At 65.5% G+C, this 20445-nt stretch carries 14 protein-coding genes; 4 read left to right on the top strand and 10 right to left on the bottom strand.

What is annotated here, in order from left to right:
- Nucleotides 1-4: 4 nt before the first annotated feature.
- Genes AC1MH0_RS01850 through AC1MH0_RS01835 form a run of 4 tightly spaced genes read right to left on the bottom strand, consistent with a single transcriptional unit; the run spans nucleotide 5 to nucleotide 6488 of the window.
- Entirely contained in the window at nucleotides 5-631 is a 627-nt protein-coding gene (locus tag AC1MH0_RS01850; RefSeq protein ID WP_480964454.1) for a hypothetical protein, read from the bottom strand.
- Between the two features lie 3 nt (nucleotides 632-634).
- Complete coding sequence (locus AC1MH0_RS01845; RefSeq protein ID WP_480964453.1) at nucleotides 635-2056, bottom strand: efflux transporter outer membrane subunit; 1422 nt, start codon at nucleotides 2054-2056, stop codon at nucleotides 635-637.
- Nucleotides 2053-5229: an efflux RND transporter permease subunit gene (locus AC1MH0_RS01840; protein ID WP_480964452.1), complete on the bottom strand. Its 3177-nt coding sequence runs from the start codon at nucleotides 5227-5229 to the stop codon at nucleotides 2053-2055. The genes AC1MH0_RS01845 and AC1MH0_RS01840 overlap by 4 nt, the downstream gene beginning before the upstream one ends.
- Nucleotides 5226-6488 carry an efflux RND transporter periplasmic adaptor subunit gene (locus AC1MH0_RS01835; protein WP_480964451.1) on the bottom strand — a complete coding sequence of 421 codons (1263 nt, stop codon included), beginning with the start codon at nucleotides 6486-6488 and terminating at the stop codon, nucleotides 5226-5228. The genes AC1MH0_RS01840 and AC1MH0_RS01835 overlap by 4 nt, the downstream gene beginning before the upstream one ends.
- A 95-nt stretch (nucleotides 6489-6583) precedes the next feature.
- On the opposite strand from AC1MH0_RS01835, the gene AC1MH0_RS01830 reads away from it, so the two are divergent.
- Nucleotides 6584-7258 carry a response regulator gene (locus tag AC1MH0_RS01830; protein ID WP_480964450.1) on the top strand — a complete coding sequence of 225 codons (675 nt, stop codon included), beginning with the start codon at nucleotides 6584-6586 and terminating at the stop codon, nucleotides 7256-7258.
- Nucleotides 7255-8589: an ATP-binding protein gene (locus AC1MH0_RS01825; protein WP_480964449.1), complete on the top strand. Its 1335-nt coding sequence runs from the start codon at nucleotides 7255-7257 to the stop codon at nucleotides 8587-8589. Before AC1MH0_RS01830 ends, AC1MH0_RS01825 begins: the two co-directional genes overlap by 4 nt.
- A gap of 20 nt (nucleotides 8590-8609) precedes the next feature.
- Here AC1MH0_RS01825 and AC1MH0_RS01820 read toward each other — a convergent pair whose 3' ends face one another.
- On the bottom strand, nucleotides 8610-9413 hold the full coding sequence (locus AC1MH0_RS01820) for a transglutaminase family protein (protein ID WP_480964448.1): 804 nt from the start codon (nucleotides 9411-9413) through the stop codon (nucleotides 8610-8612).
- Nucleotides 9414-9519: 106 nt separating this feature from the next.
- Here AC1MH0_RS01820 and AC1MH0_RS01815 point away from each other — a divergent pair, with 106 nt between their 5' ends.
- Nucleotides 9520-10104 (top strand): glutathione S-transferase N-terminal domain-containing protein, encoded by a 585-nt coding sequence (locus tag AC1MH0_RS01815; RefSeq protein WP_480964447.1) that lies wholly within the window; start codon nucleotides 9520-9522, stop codon nucleotides 10102-10104.
- A gap of 256 nt (nucleotides 10105-10360) precedes the next feature.
- On the top strand, nucleotides 10361-12322 hold the full coding sequence (locus AC1MH0_RS01810; RefSeq protein ID WP_480964446.1) for a putative bifunctional diguanylate cyclase/phosphodiesterase: 1962 nt from the start codon (nucleotides 10361-10363) through the stop codon (nucleotides 12320-12322).
- Between the two features lie 9 nt (nucleotides 12323-12331).
- Here the strand turns inward: AC1MH0_RS01810 and AC1MH0_RS01805 are convergent, their stop codons facing one another.
- The 5 genes from AC1MH0_RS01805 to AC1MH0_RS01785 all read right to left on the bottom strand — a co-directional run bounded on the left by AC1MH0_RS01805 (nucleotide 12332) and on the right by AC1MH0_RS01785 (nucleotide 20336).
- Entirely contained in the window at nucleotides 12332-13243 is a 912-nt protein-coding gene (locus AC1MH0_RS01805; RefSeq protein ID WP_480964445.1) for a crotonase/enoyl-CoA hydratase family protein, read from the bottom strand.
- A gap of 43 nt (nucleotides 13244-13286) precedes the next feature.
- Nucleotides 13287-14579, bottom strand: a complete 1293-nt coding sequence (locus AC1MH0_RS01800) for an aminotransferase class V-fold PLP-dependent enzyme (RefSeq protein ID WP_480964444.1) — start codon at nucleotides 14577-14579, stop codon at nucleotides 13287-13289.
- Nucleotides 14579-16963, bottom strand: a complete 2385-nt coding sequence (locus AC1MH0_RS01795) for a TonB-dependent receptor plug domain-containing protein (RefSeq protein ID WP_480964443.1) — start codon at nucleotides 16961-16963, stop codon at nucleotides 14579-14581. The genes AC1MH0_RS01800 and AC1MH0_RS01795 overlap by 1 nt, the downstream gene beginning before the upstream one ends.
- Before the next feature lie 111 nt (nucleotides 16964-17074).
- Nucleotides 17075-19438, bottom strand: a complete 2364-nt coding sequence (locus tag AC1MH0_RS01790; RefSeq protein WP_480964442.1) for a TonB-dependent receptor — start codon at nucleotides 19436-19438, stop codon at nucleotides 17075-17077.
- Nucleotides 19338-20336: a FecR family protein gene (locus AC1MH0_RS01785; protein WP_480964441.1), complete on the bottom strand. Its 999-nt coding sequence runs from the start codon at nucleotides 20334-20336 to the stop codon at nucleotides 19338-19340. Before AC1MH0_RS01785 ends, AC1MH0_RS01790 begins: the two co-directional genes overlap by 101 nt.
- Nucleotides 20337-20445: the final 109 nt, after the last annotated feature.

The raw sequence follows: 20445 nt of genomic DNA, 5'->3' as shown, positions 1-20445 counted from the left end.
TTTGTTACGTCGAGACCCAGATTCGGCCGTGCCCGAGATCAAAGATCACGCGCATGGTCTTGAACGCGGCGAGCCCGACCGACGGCATCGCGCCTCGTGTTACGACGGCGTCCTTCAGGACGGCATGGCCGAGCGCGACAGGACCGTCGTCGATTGCTGCTATGACGTCCGTCGGGCTCGCGAGGTCGAGTATCGCCGCCGTCGGCGGGGCCGAACCAATCGTCAACGGTATCGTCATCGACCCGTCTGCCTGGTGGGTGACGGGTATCGCGGTCATCCCGCGTTCGACCCGTGATGCTTCGCCGGGCAGCAACAAGCGAAGTTCATGACGCGGGAAGTCGATCTCGATCGGATTGGCATCGAGAACATCCTGGCCGATGCGCACGTCGGCACCCGTTGCCGGGTCCGTTTCGACCGTCGCGATCGGAGCGTAAAGATACTCTGCGCGAATCCCGATCTTTACCCGGTCGCGATGCGCGATGCGGTCGGCGAACTTCGTGGCGATGGCCGAACGCGGCGCGCCCGGCACGAGTCCGATCGTCGCGTGCGCATTGTCGACCCGGCCGTGGAAGAGCAGCGTGGCTGCCATGAGAACGAACTTGCCGCTCGTCGCACCCGTGATTCCGCCCATCGATTATCCGCCCGTGACGCCGCCGCCCGCGGCCTGGAACAGTGCGACCGTATCCGACAGGCGGGCGGCACGAGCCTGCACCGCCTGCCCACGCGCCTGTGCGTCGGTCGCTGTGGCGTTGAGTAGTGCTGGCGTACCCACGTCGCCGAGCGCGAGTTGGCGGCGGACGAAGGTAAGCGCGCGGCCGGACGCGTCGGTCGCCCGCGTCGCGGCGTCGAGTGAGTCCGCGTCGGTTCGCAAACCGGTCAGCGCATCGGACACGTCGCCGAACGCCTGTAGCACCGCGGCGCGATATTGCGCCTTCGCCCCCCCGAGCGCAGCTTCGGCGGCGCGTTGCTGATGGCGGAGCGCGCCGACATGGAAGATCGGCTGGGTGATCCCGCCGATCAGTGTCCAGAACGGATTGCCGTTCTTGAACATGTCGCCGAACCGTTCCGACGTTCCGCCAGCCGAACCGTTGAGCGAAATTGCCGGTAGCCGCGCCGCGATCGCGGTGCCAACATCGGCCCCTGCCCCTTCAAGTTGCGCGCGCGCCGCCAGCACGTCGGGCCGCCGTGCAACGAGGTCGGACGGCACGACCAAGGGCAGGTCGCGCGGGAGTGTCAGGGACATCAGCGCCGGCAGCGGCAGAAGGTCCGATCCCGCTGATCGCCCGATCAACGTCGCGATCACGACGCGTTGATGCGCCTCGGCGCGGACCAGAGGCGGCAGCGCACCTTCGGCAGTCGCCAGCGCCGCCTGTTGCGTCGATACGTCGGCGGCTCCGACCGCGCCGAGTTGCTGGCGCCGAACCAGTGTCTGGAGAATGTCGCGGTTGACGACGATCGCGGTCTGCGCCGCCGCGATCTGTTCGGCGAGCGACCCGCGCTGGATCACCGCCTCGACCAGGTTGGCGATCACCGTCGTGCGCGCCGCCGCCAGCCTTTGTCTCGCCGTCTCGGTCGCCGCGTGCGCGGACCGGATCTTCGACCGCGTGCCGCCGAACAGGTCGGGCGCATAGCTGACCGTCACCTGCGCGGTATGGAGCGTGTAAAGCTGCTGGTTCTGGTCCGCGACCGCGGGCGACAGCGCGTTCGAGATCCGCGTACGCTCCGCCTGATAGTTCACGTCGGCCTGGGGCAGCGCCGCGCCCGCCGTGGCGGAACCCTGTTCGCGATATTGCCGGAGCGTGGCTTCGGCCACGGCGATGTCGGTCGCGTGCGACTGCGCCTCGCTCACCAGCGTGTCGAGCTGCGCGCTGCCGAAGGTCCGCCACCACTCCGCTGGCACTGCCGAGATGGTGGTAGCCTGCGCCGCGCCGCTTGACGGTGCGAAGGTCTGCAAGGCGGGGATCGGCGGCAGGCTGGCATGCGCGTCGAGGTTGCGCGGGCCCATCGTGCAGGCGCTGGTGACACCCGCGAGCAGGAGGATGGCGGGACGCTTCATGCTTGAACCTCCGTATGAGGATGATGGCCGACATCGCGGCCGTGTGCGCCGCGATCCTCGGGCGGCACGCGCTTCGAGAAGCGCGCGATCAGCACCGGCAGCACCAGCAGGATCAGGATCGGCGCGAGCGTCATGCCCCCGACCACGACCAGCGCGAGCGGTTTCTGCACTTGGCTGCCGATCCCGCTCGACAGCGCGGCGGGGAGCAGGCCGATCGCGGCCACCAGGCACGTCATCACCACCGGACGCAGGCTGTGCCGCACCGTCGTGGCCAAGGCATTCTCGCGCGCGAACCCCTCGTCGACCGCGTGGTTATAGGTCGTGACCACTAGGATCCCGTCCATCACCGCGATCCCGAACAGCGCGACGAAGCCGATCGCCGACGAGATGCTGAACGCGGTCCCGGTCAGCGCGAGTGCGAGCACGCCGCCGATGATCGCCATCGGGATCGCCGAGAACGCCAGCAGGCTGTCGCGGATCGAGCCGAAGTTCGCATAGAGCAGCAGCAGGATCACCAGCAGGCTGATCGGTACCACCACTTCCAATCGCGCGACCGCATTGTTGAGGTTGTCGAGCTCGCCCGCCCATTCGAGATGATAGCCGGACGGCAGATGCACGGTCCGCTCGATCCGCGCATGCGCCTCGTCCACCGCCCCGCCGAGATCGCGGCCGCGGACCGAGAACTTGATCGGGATGTAGCGCTCCTGATGCTCGCGGTAGATGAACGACGCGCCCGAGGTGAGCTTGACGTCGGCGACCTCGGACAGCGGCACCTGGATCGTGCCCGCGCCATCGGGCGACGGCGCACCGATCGTGATCCGGCGGATCGCATCGATCGTGTCGCGCTGTTCGGGTTTCAGGCGGACGACGATCGGGAAGTGGCGATCGGTGCCCTTCTCGTACAGATCAACGTTCGACTGCCCGCCGATCGCCGCGGCGACGGTCGCGTTGATGTCGTAAGGGGTCAGGCCGTAGCGTGAGGCACGCGCGCGATCGACGTCGATCCGCACGGTCGGCTGGCCGAGCGACTGGAACACGCCAAGGTCCTCGATCCCGCGGACCTTGCCCATCTGCGCCTTGATCTGGTTGGCATATTTCTCGAGCGTGGTCAGGTCGGGGCCGAACAGCTTGATCGAGTTCGCGCCCTTCACGCCCGACGCCGCCTCCTCGACGTTATCCTCGATGATCTGCGAGAAGGAGAAGTCGACGCCCGGATATTTGGCGCTAAGCCGCTTCGACAGTTCCTCGGTCAGCGTTTCCTTGGTGACGCCGCTCGACCATGTGTCGAACGGCTTCAGTGGCACGAAGAACTCGGCATTGAAGAACCCGGTGGAGTCGGTCCCGTCGTCGGGGCGGCCATGCGCGGACAGGACTGCCTGCACCTCGGGATATTGCGTCAGAATGCGGCGGACGCCGTTGACCACCGGCTGCCCCGCCTCGAGGCTGACCGATGCGGGCAGCGTCGCGCGGATATACATGTTGCCCTCTTCGAGATGCGGCAGGAACTCGATCCCGAGCGACCGCACGCCGACCAGCGCGACCGCCATCAGCAGCAGCGCGCCACCGATCGCGACGACCCGGTTGCCTAGCGCGAACGCCGCCGCCGGTTCGTAGACGCGGCGCAGCTTGCCGACGATCCACGTCTCGACCTCAGACAATTTGTCGGGCAGCAGCATCGTCGCCAGCACCGGCGCGACCGTGAAGGTCGCGATCAGCCCGCCGGTGATCGCATAGGCATAGGTCTTCGCCATCGGCCCGAAGATATGGCCCTCGACGCCGGTCAGCGTGAACAGCGGCAGGAAGCTGGCGATGATGATCGCGGCGGCGAAGAAGATCCCGCGGCTGACCTCGGAACTGGCGCCCAGCACCGCCGAGAAGCGGTTGGCGAGTGTGTAATGTCCCTTCCCGCTTTCGACATGCGCGGACCGATCGACCATGTGGCGGAAGATGTTCTCGACCATGATCACGCAGGCATCGACCACGAGCCCGAAATCGAGCGCGCCGACCGAGAGCAGGTTCGCGCTTTCCCCCTGCAACACCAGGATAAGGATCGCGAAGGCGAGCGCGAACGGGATCGTCGCCGAGACGATGATCGCGCTGCGCAGATTGCCGAGGAATATCCACTGAAGCGCGAAGATCAGCAGGATGCCGACCACCATGTTCTCCAGCACAGTGTGGATCGTCAGGTGGATCAGATCGGAGCGATCATAGATCCGGTCGAGATGGACGCCCGGCGGCAGGATCCCCGACGCGTTGATGTCGGACACTTCCTTCTGCACCGCGAGGATCGTCGGCATCGACTGCGCGCCACGCTGCATCAGGACGATGCCCTGGACGATATCGTCCTGGTCGTTGTAGCCGGCGATGCCGAGCCGCGGCGCGTTGCCGATCCGGACGTGCGCGACGTCCTTCAACAACACCGGCTGGCCACCGCCGGTGCCGACGAGCACGTTCTCGATGCCGCCGACCGACTGGATCAGGCCAATGCCGCGGACGATCGCCGCCTGCGCCCCGAAGTTGATCGTCTGGCCGCCGACATTGCCGTCGCTCTTGGCGAGCGCCGCCAGCACCTGCGACACCGTCACGTTGTGCGCGGCGAGGCGATCATTGTCGATCACCACGTCGTAGGTGCGCAGCTTGCCGCCCCAGCCGGTGACGTCGATCACGCCCGGAATGCGCTTGAAGCGGCGCTGGAGGACCCAGTCCTGCAACGTCTTCAGGTCCATCACCGAATAGCCCTGCGGCGCGGTGATCTTGTACCGGAAGATCTCTCCGACCGGGCTGGTCGGGGACAACGTCGGCTGCGCCCCACCTTGGAGCGGCGGCAGCTGCGACAGGCGGTTGATGACCTGCTGCTTGGCCTCGTCGTTGGTCAGGTCGTAGCTGAACTGGATCTTGATGTCTGACAGCCCGAACAGCGAGATCGCGCGGATCGCGGTCAGATGCGGGATGCCCGCCATGCCGACCTCGATCGGGATCGTGACGTTGCGCTCCATCTCCTCGGCCGACAGGCCCTGGGTCTGCGTTATGATCTCGACCATCGGCGGGACCGGGTCGGGATACGCCTCGATGTTGAGATTGTAGAAGCCGACGCCCCCCGCCACGAGCATGGCGACGAAGATGCCGACGATCAGCAGCCGCTGGCGCAGCGCGAATTCGACGATCCGGTTCATTCGCCGAGTCCCGCCTCGTTCACGAACAGTGCGCCCGCAGTGACGATCCGCTCGCCCGATCGCAGCCCGGCGGTGATCGTCACCTTGCCGTCCTGCTCCTCGCCCGCAGTCACCGTCCGCGCGACCAGCAGGCCATCGGGTCGCACCACCCACACGCGCGCTTGATCCCCCTCGTGGATCACGGCGGCGGCCGGCACGCGCAGTGCTTCCCCGCCGTGTGGGCGCTCGATCGAGAAGCTCGCGAACATCTGCGGCTTTAGCGCGCCGTCCGGATTGGCGATCGTCGCGCGGACCGGCAAACGGCGGCTTTGCGGATCAAGCGCGGCACCCACCAGGTCGATCGTCGCGTGGAAGCTGCGCCCCGGCAGCGCGGGCGTCGTTACCGTCACGCTGTCGCCGAGATGCACCGCGGTCGCGTCGTTTTCGGCGAGTTGCGCGATCAGCCAGACGTGCGACGGATCGGTGATCGTCATCACCGGCTTGTCGCCGCCCTGGGAGAGATACTGTCCCGCCGACACGTCGCGCGTCGCGATCAGGCCGGAGATCGGCGCATGCAGCGTCGTCACGTCGTGGATGCCGGAGACTTCACCGACGTTTTCGAGGCGCGAAATCTCACTCTGCGACTTGCCGAGGATCGCCAGCTTGTCGCGCGCCGCGCCCAGCGAGGCGGCGGCGGTGCGCGCGGTCGCCTGCGCAGCCGCAAGATCCGTCTTCGCCTGCTGGTAATCCTTCAACGCGCCGCCGGCCGTCTCGTAGATCAGCCGTTGGCGTTCCGCGGTCCGCTGCGCCGTGACGAGTTGGGCCTGCGCATTCTGCAATCCGGCGCGTGCCGCGAACAAGCCGCTGCGCGCCTCGACAAAATCGCTAGTCTTCACCAGCATCAGCGGCTGGCCTTCGGTCACGTGCTGGCCGGCATCCGCCAGCACGCGGACGACCTGCCCCGAATAGGGCATCAGCATGGGCGTGCTGCGATCACCGTCCACCGTGATCGCACCACTTGCCAGCGTCCGCGCGTCGGACGCGCCGTAACCGACGCGCATCGTCGTCATCCCGGCCAGCTGGTCCCTGGTCGGCCGGAACGTGCCGGCAGGCGACACGGGCGCCGGCGCAAGCTCGTGGTGCGTGAGCTTGCCGATCAGCACGACGATCAGCACCAGCCCGACGATCACGCCAGCGGCGATCCCAAGCCAGCGTATCTGCGCGGATCGCGAGAGCGTGGCGGCAGGAGGGAGCGTTTCGGGTGTCGTCGATGCGTGCATTATCAGCCCCTTGGGGATTAGACTGGAGCCGCTAGCGCCGCTGGCTTACAGCGCGCTTACGGATGCTGCGCCGCGGCAATATGAGGTTGAGTTCGATGCGAGTGCTGTTGATCGAGGACGATCGCGATCTGGCGCAGGCGTTGACCGCGGCGCTGGCGCCACGTGGTTTCGCGGTCGATCTCGCGCGATCGGTTGACGAGGCCGAAGCGTATTTGCAGCACGGGGATTATGCCGCCATCCTGCTCGATCTTGGGCTGCCCGATGAAGATGGACTGGCGCTTCTCCACCGCATGCGGGGTCGCGGTGACACCCGTCCGGTGCTGATCCTCACCGCGCGCGGTACGATCGACGCGCGTATCCGAGGCCTGAACGAGGGTGCCGACGATTATCTGGTAAAGCCGTTCGACGTCGATGAACTTCACGCGCGACTGCTCGCAGTCCTGCGGCGGCAAGGTGGGTATCTCGGTCGGTCGCTGAGCTGCGGGCGGTTGACGTTCGACGTCGAGATCCGGTGCGCGCATGTCGACGGGACGACGATCGCCTTGTCGGTACGCGAGACCGAGCTGCTCGAACTTCTCCTGCGTCGCGCCGGCAACGTCGTCCCCAAGCGGATCGCGGAGGACCATCTGTTCGGGCTGGGCGGCGAGCTCGGCTCGAATGCGGTCGAGGTCTATGTCCATCGCCTGCGGAAAAAGCTCGACGAAGCCGAGAGCGGCGCGCGGATCGAAACGGTGCGCGGCGTCGGCTACATCATCGTCTGCAAGCCGTGAGGCTGCGTCTTCCCCGATCGCTGCCCAAATCGCTGTTCGGACAGTTCGTCGCGCTGCACGTCGTCACCGCGCTGGTCGCGACCATCGCATTGTCGCTGGGTGTCACAGTGATGCTCCACAGTACCGCCGACCATTACCAGCGGCGGCTTCTCCGCCAGCAGGCCGCCGTCGTCGCAGGTGCGCTGTCCGTCTCCGCCGCGCTACGCAGCGACGCGCTGACCGACGGGATGGCGGTCGCGGTCATCGACCGAAGCCGCGCCGTACTGATGGCGAAGGGGCCTGCCCGACCGCGGATCATCGCCGCAGTGCCGATGGATCATGGCGCACATTTCTTTCGCCGCGGCGTGATCGAGGCCTACAGCCTGCCGATCGGTGGCGGGCGCTTGATCGTCGCGTCGCAGGACGGTGCCGCGCCCGAAGTCATCACCGACGATATCGTCACAGCCTTCCTCAAGCGCTTCGCACTGCTGGTCCTGCCGATCGCCGCACTGGTACCGCTGATCGGAGCGCTGCTGACGCGGCGCCTGACGCGGCGGATGCAGGCGGTCTCCGCGACCGCGGCAGCGATCGGGCCTCGCACGCTGGATACCCGCCTTCCGCGGGGCACGTTGCCGTCCGAAGTCGAACCGCTCGCAGCCGCCACGAACGAGGCGCTCGAACGGCTCGAGGACGGCTTCAGGACCCAGGCCGGGTTCGCCGCGGACATCGCGCACGAACTGCGCACGCCACTTGCCGTGATCCGGCTGCGGGCCGACGCCGTCGACGATCCGGCGCTCAAGGATGCGTTGCTGGCATCGGTCGATCGTGCCGCCCGCGTGGTAACGCAAATGCTCGCGCTGGCGGATCTGGAGCGACCGGTCGAGGAGCACGGCGAGCCGCTCGACCTCGTCGCAATCGCCGAAGCGGTCGTCGCGAACCGGGCGCCCGCCATCATCGCCGGCGGACGCAGTATCGCGATGGAGGATCGGACGTCGGACGCTGCTTTCGGCGTCGGCCATACCGGTGCCATCGCGCTCGCGCTGGAGAATTTGGTGGATAACGCCGTCCGTCACACCCGACCGGGAACGGCCATCGTCGTCCGGGTCGGTCCGGACGCCAGCGTGCACGTGCTCGACGACGGCGACCGCATTCCGGACGAGCATCTCGCGCGTCTAACGGATAGGTTCTGGCGCGCCGATGGATCACGGTCCGAGGGCTCGGGCATCGGCCTATCGATCGTCGACCGCGTTGCGCGGGCGCATCACGGCATACTCGACGTCAGCCAGCGGACTGATGATACCGGATTGCATTTCCGGATCACCCTCGGGCACGTCAAACGCCACCGGCGATAAGTGCGTGTCAGTCGTTATGGCTAAGCCGTCGGCAGCGATCCCAGCGTATCGACCACACGCCGCCGCAGATCGGGATCGCGGGTGATCTCCAACATCGCGCTCAAGCTCCCTCGCGCCGCCGTCACGTCATCGTCGACCAACTCCAGTCGCGCGCGCTCCCACCACGCATGCCCGTAAGCCGGCGCCATCAGAGTCATTCGCGTGTAGAGTTCCAGAGCGCGGCGACCGAAACCCGCCTGCTCTGCTCGCGTCGCCTGATTGAGCAAGAGCCGCACCAGAATGGCGCGGTTCGGCATCGTTGCGACGTGGTTCACCGCAGCGGCTCGCTCAGTGTTCGACGCAAACACCAATGCGGTCAACGCCTCGCGATCCACCCGCATCCCGCCGCGAAACGGGTCGATGATAACCGGAGCAGCCTCGGCTCCGATCATGACCAGCACGTGCCCGGGAACGTCAAGCGCGTCCGCCTGCCATCCGATCCGGCGTGCGGCGCCGACGTAGAGGATCGACAGGCTTACGGGCAGGCCTCGACGCCGGTCGAGGACCCGTATCAGGTCGGCGTTGGCAGGATCGTCATACGATTCACGGTCGCCGACGAAGCCGAACTCCTCTCCCAAAGTCTCGGCCATGACATCGGCACGTTCTTCGGCGGTACCGGCGTTTCGGCCGACCGCCGCAAGCCGTTTTGCTATGGCATCGATCAGCGTGCTGTAAGGCGTCGGGTCGACATCCGCGTGATCGAGCAGCGCCAGCGACAGCGCCGCTTCATCGAGTATGATGTCTACCTCATCGAGAAGACCGAGGCGGATCAAATTTTCGTTCATCTACCGGAGATGGGAGCGCCCTGCGGCACTGCAAGCGGGGGCTGTCGTGGCGGTCGCAGCTATCGGCGCGCTCGTGTGTTAATCAAATTAAACACGGAGACCATTGATGAAGCTATATTATTCGCCCGGCGCGTGCAGCCTCGCCGATCACATCGCACTGCACGAGGCGGGACTTCCGTTCGAGCTTGAAAAGGTCGATCTGAAGGCCAAGCGGACCGAGGGCGATGTCGACTATACGACGATCAACCCAAAGGGCTACGTCCCCGCCCTGACCCTCGACTCGGGCGAGACGGTGACCGAAAACGTAGCAATTCTCGATTGGATCGCCCGCCAGGATACCGCGCTAAAACCTGTGGGCGCGATGGGTCATACGCACCTGCTGGAGGCGCTCGCGTATATTTCGACCGAGGTTCACAAGAGCTTCAAGCCGTTCTTCTCGGGCGCGAGCGATGAAGCGCAAATCCAGGCTAGCGACGTGATCCTGAAACGATTGGGATATCTCGCCGACACCATGCAGGGCGACTATCTGTTCGGTAAATCACTGAGCGTGGCGGACTGTTACCTTTTCGTTATGCTGATGTGGGCGGCGAAAAACCGGATCGACGTGCCGGCTTCGCTCGAAAGGTTCCGGGATCGGATGAAAACGCGTCCTGCCGTACGAGAGGCGATGCAGCGTGAGGGGCTAATCTGATGTGCCTGGCCGTCAAGGGTCGCCAATCGGACCGGTCGCGCGACTTTGCGCGGCGTCGGTGATACTTGTCGCCACCAGAAAATCGACCCAATGCTGACGTTCAGCGCCATACCGATCGTTTCACCCCGACGACGCCTTTCGCGTTCGCACAGCGGTGTGGGCTCGACCTCATGGCGATCCCGGAAGGGAGTGCCGGACAGCGGCGATCTTCGGTTTATTCGTTTCTTTTAAATCTCCGACGTTCATGGACGATTGCATGAGTGGCTTAATCTCTCGTCTCAGGCAGTTGCGGCATTCCGATCAGGCGATCGCCGCGTCGGTGCGTGCCACCTTGTTGGAATCGCTATACGCATCCCCGCAATCGCTCGTCATCGGCGCTGTGACCAGTGCCGGTATCATGGGGATCGTCGCCTGTGTCAGTGGCAATCGATGGCTGATCGTCTGCGCCGTGGCGATCGCGTTGGTTGCCGGCATCCGCGTGGTCGATGCGCTGAAGCGACCGCGACAGGCTCCCCGGACGGTTTTGTCAAGAAACGGCTGGGCGGCGCGGCAGGAATTTCTTTATCGGTCGGGCGCGCTTGGCTATTCGGCCTTGCTCGGTACGTTTGGCCTTCTGACGCTGGTCTACAGCGACGAAGGCGTCCTCCAGCTCCTAGCGGTAACCACAACGATTGGATACGCTGCAGGGATTGCGGGCCGCAACGCCGGGCGGCCGTTGATAGCTCTGTCGCAATTATGCTTTGCCTCGCTACCGCTGACGGTGGGATTGGTCGTCTCGCTGCAGCCGTTGAAGATGGCGCTGGCTGCAGTGATCGTCCTGTTCGTCGTCGCGATGATGGACATCACCTTGCAGACATATGGCGTCATCCTGAAGGCAACGTTGGTATCGCGCGAAAAAGCGGCGCTGGCCGAGCATCATGCCGCGGTCGCCCGCCGCGACGACCTCACCGGGGTCGCCAACCGGACAGCATTCCGGGAACAGTTCGAGGCGCGTTTGCAGGCGCTGGAAGACGGCAACCGACGTCTTGCCATTTTCTGGATCGATCTGGATCGGTTCAAGGAGATCAACGACTCGTTCGGTCACCTCGCCGGTAACGCGTTGCTGGCTGGGGTGGCTCAGGGGCTCGCCACGGCGTTCGGTGATGCCGGGATCGTTGCCCGGTTGGGCGGTGACGAGTTCGCGGTGATCTGCGACGTCGTCTCGCACGCGGAAGCCGTCGCGACGGGTGAGCGGATCATCGCCTTGGTCGAGCAACCGGTCCAGCACGACGGGCGGGCGCTGTGCGTCGGCGCGTCGCTCGGCATCGCGATCGCACCGTCCGACGGCACCGACGCTGACACGTTGTTGAAGAATGCTGATCTCGCCTTGTACCGCGCAAAGGATAGCGGCCGTGGTCAGATGCGGTTCTACGAGCCACTGATGGACGAAAAGATCGAGCGCACGCGCGACCTCGGCACCGAGATGCAGGGCGCGCTGGAACGCGGCGAGTTCCACCTGATGTTCCAGCCGATCTTCGACCTGACGGGACGGCGCATACTATCCTGCGAAACGTTGCTACGGTGGACCAACCGTCGTTACGGCGCGATCTCGCCAGCCGAATTCATACCGATCGCCGAAGAGAATGGGCTGATCGTCGTGATCGGCAGCTGGGTGATCCGGGAAGCTTGCCGGGTTGCCAAAGGCTGGCCAGCCGACGTGACCGTCGCCGTCAACCTCTCGCCGATCCAGCTACGGTCGGCGAACATGCCGACCATCATCATGAGCGCCTTAGCCGCCAGTGGCCTCGCAGCCGATCGCCTCGAGCTGGAGGTGACCGAATCAGTCCTTCTCGACGATATCGATGCATCGCTGGCGGCATTGGACGCGATCAATCGTCTCGATGTCCGGACAACGCTCGACGATTTCGGGACGGGATATTCCTCGCTGAGCTATTTGACCAAGTTCCCCTTCCAGACGCTGAAGATCGACCGATCGTTCATCGCAGATCTCGAAGAGAGCCCGGCATCGGTCGCCATCGTCCAAACCGTGATCGAACTGGCGGCGAAGCTGGGCATGCAGACCGTCGCAGAAGGGGTCGAGACGCAAGCCCAACTCGAACAGTTGCGCCGTACCCGCTGCGATGCGGTGCAGGGTTTTCTGCTGGCACACCCGATGCCGGCAAGCATGGTCGCGACGATGCTTGCCGGCGCAGGGGTCAAGGCGTTGGGGCGCTCCTGAAGGAGATCGCTACGCCGCTTTGTCCATCAGCCGCGTCTGGGCGCCTACCAAGCGGCGCATGAGTTTGAGATCCGCCTCGCTGAGCCGGAGCGCAGCATCCGCCCAGAGATCGACGACCGCCTGCAGTTCGCTGAGCGCCAGTGGGTTCACCGACCGTGACGCCTCATAGATTGCGCAATGGCCGCTATGCCGACGGTGATTCTGGCGGATGTAGCGCTCGACCTCCGCACGGCCCATGCCCGGGTCGGCAAGTGCGTGGACGATGCCGAGGTCATATAGTTCTTCCGCCGTGTATGACCGACCACTCAAGATCATCTGTTCGGCACGTGCGGCCCCGAGGCGACGGGACAAGAAGCAGTGTGCGCCCATCCCAGGGAACAGGCCGAAGTTCGTTTCCGGCAAGCCGAAATGCGTGCCGCGCTCGGCGATCACCACGTTAAACGACAACAACGCCTCGAACCCACCGCCCAGTGCATCACCTTCCACCAAACCGATCGTGATGATCGGCTGATCCAGACTGCGCATGTTGCGGTGCAGGATCTGCACGCACGCGCGGCCGTAGCGGACCAGCGCGTCGCGGTCCTGGTTGCGGATATGCGCGGCGAACAAATCGAGATCGCCCCCTAGCGAGAAGACCCCGGGAAAGTGCGAACCGAGCACGAGATACCGGATCGACATAGCGCCCGACGACCGCGCGGCGGCAATGTCGTCTTGCCATTGGTCGAATTCGGCGAGGAGTCTTGGGTTGAAGCTAGGCCGTGTGCGTTGCCGCATGTAAGTCCACAGCGTCTCGTATTCGGGATCGAAACGTGTCTCCAGATCGATGAACTCGAAGGGTCGCCGCTCGGGAAGGGCATTGACATTATGATGCACGACTTCTTCGGGCTGACGACCGCTGTCAGGAAGGGATTCCAGGGTCATAACGACGTCCTATTCAAGCGCAGCGGATTGCTGCGCGAAAAGATTACGTCGGTTTTGACTGGTAAGGCGCAGATTCTAGGATACCACGTAACGCCTTGGCCAAGGCGTCCATGTCCGCCATCGTGTTGAAGAGCGCGGGCGTCACGCGGACGCAGGATCCGCCAGCGGCACCGTCGCGATGAACCGTGAATATGCGGTATTTTTCGAGCAGCGCGGCCGATACCGCGACGTTTTCCGCCGTGCTCGTCCTGCCCCGAATGCGGAAGGACGTGATGCCACCATGTAAGGCGGGATCATCGGGCGTCAGGATCTCGATGCCAGGCACTGTCTTTACTTGGTCGACCCAACGGTTCCGGAGCGCCACGAGACGATCGGCCCGTCGTCTGCTGCCGATCCGGCCTTGGAAGGCGAGCGCAGCCGGAACCGTGAGCGGCGCGGCGAAATCGACCGTACCGGTATGGATTCGCGCCTGTATCGTCTCGCGTTCGGATGCCGGATTGGCCGGATCGCGATCGATCGCCGCCAAGGCGCCGCGACGGATGTGGATTGCACCGACACCCAGCGGTGCACCCAGCCATTTGTGGCAGTTGATGCCGACATAGTCGCAGTCGAGATCCGCCAGCGTCATGTCTAGCTGACACCAGCTATGTGCCGCGTCGACGATGGTCGCGATCCCACGCGCACGCGCCATCGCGGCAATCTCGCGTACCGGCAGGACGAGGCCGGTGCGATGGCTCAAATGCGTGAGCAGGATCAACCTGAGACGCGGGTTCGCCGCCATCGCAGCGGCGTAGGCGTCGATCAACGACTGTCGTGTCGCCGGTTGCGGCAGAGCGATCCGCACCACCGAAACACCACGCCGTGTCGCAAGGCTGTCCATGCAAGCCTGCATGCTGTCGTAATCGAGGTCGGCATACAGCACGGTATCGCCCGGCGTCAGGCGGTTATAGCCGAGTATCAACGCCTTCAGAGCTTCGGTCGCATTCCGCGTGAACGCGACCTCGTCGGGTTGGACCTGCAAGGTGGCTGCCAGCGCATCGCGTGCGCGCATCCAGTCGGCGATCATCCCGCGCCGCGTATAGTAACTGGTATCGCGGTTAACGCGCTCGACGTTGCCTTCATACGCCTCGATCACAGGGCGGGCCATCATGCCCCAATTGCCGTTTTCCAACTGGGTGATCTCGCGCGTGACGTCGTACTGTGATGCTATGTTTGTCCAGAAGGCGTCCTCGTCGATCGCGACGGACGCAAAGGCCCCCGCCTGCCGTGCCATTGGCAAGGTAGCAGTTGCGGCGGCACCGCCCATAAACCCGCGGCGATCGACGAACTGCACCATCAGAACTTCATCCCGAGACGTACGTAATACTGACCGCCATCGGTATCGTACGGCGCATTTCGCGAATAGATCAGCCCGCGGACGGCTTGGTTGGTCGCTTCGGCCGGATAGGTATTGGCGACGTTCTCGGCTCCAACGCGAAGGGTGAAATGCTCGTCGAACCGATAGCTGGCCGACACGTCGAACAACGCGATCGAGCCGAACCGCTGGAACAGTTCACCGGTCGCATTGCCGGTGACGTCGGTCCACGCCCCGTAATAGCGGCCACGCGCTAGGAACGACACCGCGCCGATGTCGTAGCCGAGCGTCGCGGTGCCGTTATGCTGAGGCAGGCGCTCCTCGAAGATGCGGCGTTGCGTGTCGTTAGGGATCGCCGCGCTGACGCCGCTGCGCACCTTGGTCTGGTTGTAGTTGTAGGCAAGGCTCAGGCTCGCGCGGCCGGGTCCGACGCGATGGGCATAGGACAGCACCGCATCGATACCGCGCGTGCGCGTGTCGAAGTCGTTGGTGAAGTACGAAACTGCGGTGAAGCGCTGCGGATTGGCGAAGCTGGTGGGGACCGCGAACGTCCGCGACTGGCTGAAGCGGTTGTCGACGTCGATCTGATAGGCGTCGATCGAGCCGGTCAGCCCGAAGTGGCTCTGGAAGGTGAGGCCGGCCGTCGCGGTCTTTGACGTTTCCGGCGTCAACGGTTTTGCCCCCAGCGCGATCGCCAGCGGATCGCTGGGCGAAAGGCGGCCCTGGTTGAAGATCTGAAGCGTCGCGGTGTCGAGGCCCTGCGTGGTCTGCGACGTGTTCAACTGTGCCGGAGTCGGCGCACGGAAACCGGTCGAGTAGGTCCCGCGCGCTGCAATGCCCCTGACTGGTTCGAACCGGGCGGACAGCTTGTAGTTGAAGGTGTCTCCGAACTCGGAGAAGTCCTCGTAGCGACCGGCTGCACCGACCGTCACCATCTCGATCGGCTGCCATTCGAGATCAAGATAGCCAGCATAGCTGGTCTGGTCGAACGTGCCGGCCAGACTAGGGCTGAAGCCGGGAAATCCGTTGGAATTAGGCGCTAGGCCGGTCGCCGCGCCCGCGCCGATTGCATAGGATGCGGGGTCGCCCGCGGAAACCTGATAGGTTTCACGACGTCGTTCCGCACCGAACGCGACGTTGACGGGATGTGCGGTACCGACAGGCAGGCGGTAGACGAAATCGGCGTTGAGATTGAACTCGCGCTGTTCGAGTTGACCAAGATAAAAACTCGTCGGGCTCGCCGGCCCAAGCGACGCATTCAGGCTCTCGGCGAGCGTATATGCGATCCGGCTGCGCCCGACCGCAGCGGAAAGATCGTAGCTGAAGCGCTCGCTGAGATCGCCGCGAAGCCCGCTATCGCCCTGATAATCGCTGAACGTCGTGCCGAACCGCGGGGTGAAGCCGACGGGGTAGACACTGCGGAACGAGAAGCCGGGAAACGCGCTGCTTGCGTTGTAGACGCTGCCCGTGCCGGCGGGGTTGCGCCAGTTGAAGTCGGTGAGTCCCTCGCCCTGCTGTGCCGTGCCGAACAGATACAGCGTTGCGGCATCGATGAGTGCGTAATGCGCGTCGATCGCGCCGCGAATGCGCTCCTCGTCGGGCTGGCCCCAGCGTTGCACGGGATTGGGCACTACGAGATTGGGGTTTGCCGCCTGGAACGCGATAGCGTCGGGACGTTGACGAGTCCGCGACGTAGCCTCCGAATGATCATATTCGCCGGTGACGACGATCGCGCCTCGGTCGCCCAGCGCGATGCCGCCGCGCGCGCCGGTCTGATACTCGTTGCCGTCGCCTTTGTAATATTGCGAGAACTGCCCGAACGCTTCCATGCCCGCGGTGTCGTCGAGGATGATGTTGACGACGCCAGCGATCGCGTCGGAGCCATATTGCGCCGACGCGCCATCGCGCAACACTTCGATCCGCTTGATCGCAAGCGACGGGATACCGGCCAGATCGGGCGCCTGCGCACCGCGCGTACCGAGCAAGGCCGACCGGTGATAGCGCTTGCCGTTGACGAGGACGAGCGTCTGGTCCGCGGATAGCCCGCGCAGCGTCGCCGGCCGGACGAACGCCTGACCGTCGGCTGCGGGAAGGCGCTGGACGTTGAACGACGGCAGCAGTTGCGCGAGCGTGTCCGACAGATCCCCGGATACACTGGAGCGCACTGCGTCGCCCGACAGGACATCGACCGGGGCGAGTGTGTCGAACTGCGTTCGTGAGCGATCGCGCGTCCCCGTGACGACGATCAGGCTGTCCTCGGCTACGGTATCGACGGCAGCGTTCCCGGGTACCTGCGGCGCGATCTGCGCAACAGCCGACGAACTGGCGATCAGCGCGATCAACGCGCTGCCGGTGATGAATTTCATGATGCCCCTGGGGTTGCCGACTTGGATCCGCCGGTTCGCGTGGACAGCTAGGCGCAATGTTTTTCGTGTTGATGACGTAACGAATGCACTTTGATGACAGCGCCGGTGGCGTCAAAGCCCGATCGCGACCCGTACCGTCAGCGTTCGCGGGCGGATCGGCACGGTCTGGTCGCTCGTCGCCAGCGTGAAGGGATTGCCGAACCCGAAGCTGTTGCCGCGGCTGTCGAGCACGTTGTCGACCGCGATCGACCAGCGCCACCCGCCCCGGTCGATCGTCGCGCCGGTATCGATGGTCGCGTAGTTCCCAGCCGGTCGATCGAGCAGCGGATCGAAGCTCAACCGGGTACGGCCTGTGTAACGCCCGGCGACGTAGATCGTCGCGGGTAGGCCGAACGCAACGAGGCTACGCGTCGCCGTCAGCCTCGCCGATATGTCGGGGACGACCGGCAACCGGCGATCGTCGCGATCCAGTCCGGTGTTCGACGACGCCGACGTCAGTCGAGCGCGTTGCAGCGTGGTCCCGAAGTCGATCGTGAGCGGTGGCAGGGTCAGAACGCCGCCCAGCTCTAGTCCGTAATTCACCGCGTTGCCCGCATCGACGGTCCCGAGGAGTCCATCGGGCCCGACGGTATCGCTGCGCAGATGCTGCCATGCCGATCCGAACACCGCGCCGTGCAAGGCGAGCCGATCCCCTGCCACGCGTATCCGCCAGCCCAGTTCCAGGCTCTGGAGCTCATCGCCGGGTATCCGCAGGTTGGTGGGGTCCGCGGTGCGACTGATCCCCGCGGGCCTCACCGCGCTGGCATAGCGAAGCCACACCAGCCCGAGATCGTCGCGATGCCAGCTGAGCGTACCGCTGGGGGTAACGCCGATCCTGTTGGCGCGGACACGGCCCGGAGCCTGTTGCTCGAGATGGCCCGAGGTCGAGAATGCCCGCAGCCCGAGCTTGAAATCGAGCGTGTTCGAGAGGCGCTGCGTTCCTTCGGTAAAGAGGGCGAAGTCCGTGACGTCCTCCTCGTCGCGCCGCGCGGCGATGGTGTCGACGCCGACCGACGTGAAACGACCGTCGAGGCGGCTCGTCGAATGCAGGATGGTCGCGCCGATGATCCAGGGGTGACGCGCGGTCGGGTCGCTCAGCCGAATCTCCTGAGACAGCAACCGCGCGGAGCGATCCTCGATATAGGCGACCGGCGACGCCACGCCGAGCGACGATGCCAGGATGCTCGCGTCATATGTGCTGCCGAACTCCTGGTCGACATAGGCGGTCGTCGCCTGCGCCTCGAGCTTGCCGATCGGTCCTAGCAGTGTCAGCGCACCGGACGTGAAGTCGTTGTCCTGCGGCTCGGCAATCCGCGTGGCGCGCGACAGGCCGCTGGTCGCATATTGGCTGTCGCGCGCGTCGATCCGTTGGGCGACGCCGCTCAGCGTCGCCGACCACCCTCCGCCGATCGACCAGCGCAGCGCGGCGCGGCCACCGAACCGCCGCGTCCGGTTCACGTCGCGCCGATCGCGCCCGGTATCGTCGATCCAGCCGGGCATCGTCTCGATCCAGCCCGAGGTCCGGAGGGCGACCGTGCCGGTGACGATCGGCAGGTTGAGGATACCCTGGACCGCGCCACCGACCGCACCGTTGGTGATCCCCGTCCCCTCGACCGCGACACCGCCGGCGAGCCGATCAAGGTCCGGCGCGGCGGTCACGACACGGACGACTCCGCCTAGCGCACCGGTGCCGTAGAGCGTGCCCTGCGGTCCGCGCAGGATCTCGATCCGGTCGACGTCGACGAGCCGCAGGTCGGGATCGGGGGACGAGGAGCCGATCCGCGCATCGTCCAGATACAGGCTGACGAGCGACTGGCTGGTGCCGTTGAACGCGCTGTCGGCGACTCCGCGGAGGAATATCCGGTCACGGCCCGGGCCGAGGTTCGTGGAGAATGCGCCGTCGGTCGTGGCCACGACGTCGGTCAGGCCACGCCGCCCCGCCAGTCGCCCCAAATTGGGCCCACCGACGATACTGATCGAGGCGGAGAGATCGGACAGCCGCTCGTCGCGCTTGCTGGCGATGACGACAATATCGCCAGTCACTAGCGTCTCCGTCGTGACACCGCGACGCGCCACCGCGCGCGGTGGTTTTGCCGGAATGGCCTCGATCCGCCACGTGGTCGCATCGACCTGCACCGCGCGCAGCCTGCTGCCCGCCAGCATGCGCCGTACGGCCTGTGCGACGTCGGCAGCATGACCGACCTGCCTGACGACGACATCCGGCAAACCGCCGGCCATCCCGATCGAGATCCCGGTCTGGCGTGCCAGCGAGTCGAGCGCGGACCGTAACGGTCCCGCCGGGATCGTGATCGAAGGCTTGCCCGGTGATGCCCGCTCAGCGTCCGCCGGCGGCACCAAGATGCACGACGCCAGCAACCCGGCGAACGCGTATCGGCAGCACCGCCTGAAGCTGGTCGACAAGCCGCGATCCGTCACCAATCGTCAATACCCCGGAAAAGCGCAGGTTCGCCGCCGAAGGATCGACCGTCAGCGGGCTCTGCGCATACCGCGAGATATCCGCCGCAACCAGTGGCAATGGCGCCCCGTCATAGTCGAGCCGACCGTCGGTCCAGTCCGACACGCGCGCAGGGTCGACCGTCCGCCGTTCGGCGATCTGTTTGGCCGGGGTGATATCGAGGCTCTGGCCCGCCTGCAGCGTCGTCGCGTCGGACGGCGCGCCACCGACCGGCAGGACGCTCACCATGCCCTCCGCGACGGTGACGGCAACACGTCCCCGCGCACTGACGACATCGAATTTCGTACCGAGATCGCGTATTTCGTATCCGCCGGCGCGTACCATCAGGGCGCGGGACGGATCGTGCCGGACGGCAAAGTTCGCCGCGCCTTGCGCGATCTCAATCACCGGACTGCGGCCGCCACTGACCGTCACGCGCGAGCCGCGATCGATCTGCATGCGACTGCCATCGGCCAGCGTCACCGACCGGGTCTCGGTGCGACCCGTTTCATAGGCCTGCGCCGCGTCGTCGCCCGACGGCGCGACCAGCAAGACCGCGAGCCCCGCGGCAAGCGCTCCACTGGAACCGAACGCCGCCCATTGCCACCGGCGAGTGCGTGATGCTGCAAGGGGCACAACATCCCGGTGGACATTGCCCGCCTGGTCATCATTCGCCGGCAGGCGTGCGGCGATCGCCGGTGCGGCAGCGACGAACTCCGCATCGAGACCCGCGATCGCATCATAGGCCGCCCGATGGGACGGGTCGGCCGCGAGCCACTCGCCGAACCGGTCCCAGTCCATATTCGGCGCGTCGAGACGCGAATGCCACGTCGCGGCCGTTTCGGCGGCGCTATCTATCGCAGCGTGCGTGTCAGTCATGCGTCCCCCTTTCCGGCGGATGCCCCCCGCCCGTGTCAGGATCGACGCACCGCGCGCCGACCCTGCGAGATTCTCCCGACAAATACCGGACCGCCTGATAGACGCCGCC

The sequence above is a fragment of the Sphingomonas sp. AP28 genome (assembly GCF_056680455.1).
This window is presented reverse-complemented; position numbering and strand designations above follow the sequence as displayed.